Consider the following 1,887-nt stretch of genomic DNA (forward strand, 5'->3'; position numbering starts at 1 on the left):
GGGGGACGGGGGTAAATAATAGACACTCCTTCGGTGAAACCTGAAACCTGAAACCTGAAACCTGAAACCTGAAACCTGAAACCCATTAACCGTTAATCGTCAATAACCAAAATTCGGTAATTTTTAACGAGAAATCGTATAATTCATTTATTAGAGTGTATTTGTTCACCACAGCCTTTCATTGTGCCAAAAACCCTCGATCAGGATTTATTTTTCCTTTGGCTATCTTTCGATTTCCACTCACCGCCTGACATTGCTCATGGAACCAGCACTAATCGAACTTTTTATTCAGCTTATTGCGACGCAGACGGGGTTATCCATTCGTGTACAAGACTATGCTGGATTGGCTCAAAAAATTAAGGCAAGAGTTAAAGCTTTAAAGTTACCGAATCCCCAAGCTTACTTTAATTTATTAAGTGCCGATACGGTAACGAGCCAACAGGAATGGAAACAATTAATTCCTTTAATTACAACGATTGAAAGTTATTTTTTTCGAGATCAAGGTCAAATTAATTTATTACGCGGGGTGATTTTACCCGATTTAATAGCGTCTCGACAAAAAACAAAAACCTTAACCTTCTGGAGTGCAGGTTGTTCGACCGGAGAAGAACCCTATACCCTTTCAATTTTACTGCAACAGTTACTCCCCGATTGGACTAACTGGACTATTAATATTCTGGGAACGGATGTTAATGAAGAAGCATTGCAAAAAGCCAGACAAGGCTTGTATACGTCTTGGTCTTTTCGCATGGTTGACCCAGAAATTAGAAATCAATATTTTTCGCGACAAGGACAAGATTGGAAAATCAATTCAAAAACTCAGTGTTCTGTACAATTTTTTAAGTTAAATTTAGTTAAAGACCTCTATTGCTATCCTAATTATACTGCAATTCAAGACGTTGATTTAATTGTTTGCCGAAATGTTTTTGTTTATTTTGAAAAAAAATATATTAATCAAGTCGTTTCTAAATTTCATCACGTTTTGAAACCAGGAGGTTATTTAATAACAGGTCATGCGGAATTGAATCATCAAGATTGTCTTGAATTATTTCAATCCAAAATTTACCCTGAATCGATGGTTTATCAAAAACCGATTAGTTTAATAGAAGAATCTGTGTTGAGTCAAAAAACAGGATTGACTTCTAATAATCAGGGTGAACATTTATTATCTTCATCTGGGCAACATCAAGATTCACATCTGAAAATCCAGCCAGCGAGATCCCTGGGTCATCTATCCGAAACAGTGAAGTTACCTAAACGAACCTTAGAAGAGGCAAAACAATATTTTCAAAATAAACAGTATAAAATTGCCATTCAAAAAGCTGAACAATTTCTTCAAAGTAGTAACCCTTATTTGAAAAGTTGGGAACTTGGAAACAAAAACTCAGAAGGAGGTATTAGAGGGCAAGAAGATAGAATAGGAACTCGAAATCTGAAACCAGAAATTCAATTTGATGCTTATTATTTATTAGCACAAGCATCCGCTAATCTAGGTCAATATGAACAAGCCATATTCTACTGTAAAAAAGCATTAGAAATAGACTCTTTATCAATTTTTCCCTATTATTTACTTCTGCGTATTGCTCAAGAGCAAGAAGATTTAGCCGGAGCAAAATTATTGTCTAAACGAATTATTTATTTGCTTCCCTCGTCTGTTCCCGCCTATTTGGAACTTGCATCTATTTATGAGCAAGAAGCAGATTACACAAGAGCCGTTAAAATGTATAGTACCGCTTTAGCTCTACTCAAATCCTTACCTCCAAGTATGGGAATTGAACATTTAGAAGGGGTAACGGCTCAAGATTTAATTGCGTTTTTAGAAAAGAAACGTTTAGTTGTTGACTGTTAACCGTTAACTTCCCTCCCCCCCTCTCCTCTCCCTCTCTC

At 36.1% G+C, this 1,887-nt stretch carries 1 protein-coding gene; it reads left to right on the plus strand.

The annotated features are described in order from the left end of the window. Nucleotides 1–259: 259 nt before the first annotated feature. Nucleotides 260–1,849 carry a CheR family methyltransferase gene (locus IQ236_RS27480; RefSeq protein WP_193872404.1) on the plus strand — a complete coding sequence of 530 codons (1,590 nt, stop codon included), beginning with the start codon at nt 260–262 and terminating at the stop codon, nt 1,847–1,849. The last annotated feature ends 38 nt before the right edge of the window (nt 1,850–1,887 follow it).

It is taken from the genome of Planktothrix mougeotii LEGE 06226, from assembly GCF_015207485.1.
Classification (GTDB): Bacteria; Cyanobacteriota; Cyanobacteriia; order Cyanobacteriales; family Microcoleaceae; genus Planktothrix.

Excerpts from the sequence above, each read along its gene's own strand:
- IQ236_RS27480 (WP_193872404.1), top strand. The coding sequence starts at position 260 with ATGGAACCAGCACTAATCGAACTTTTTATTCAGCTTATTGCGACGCAG.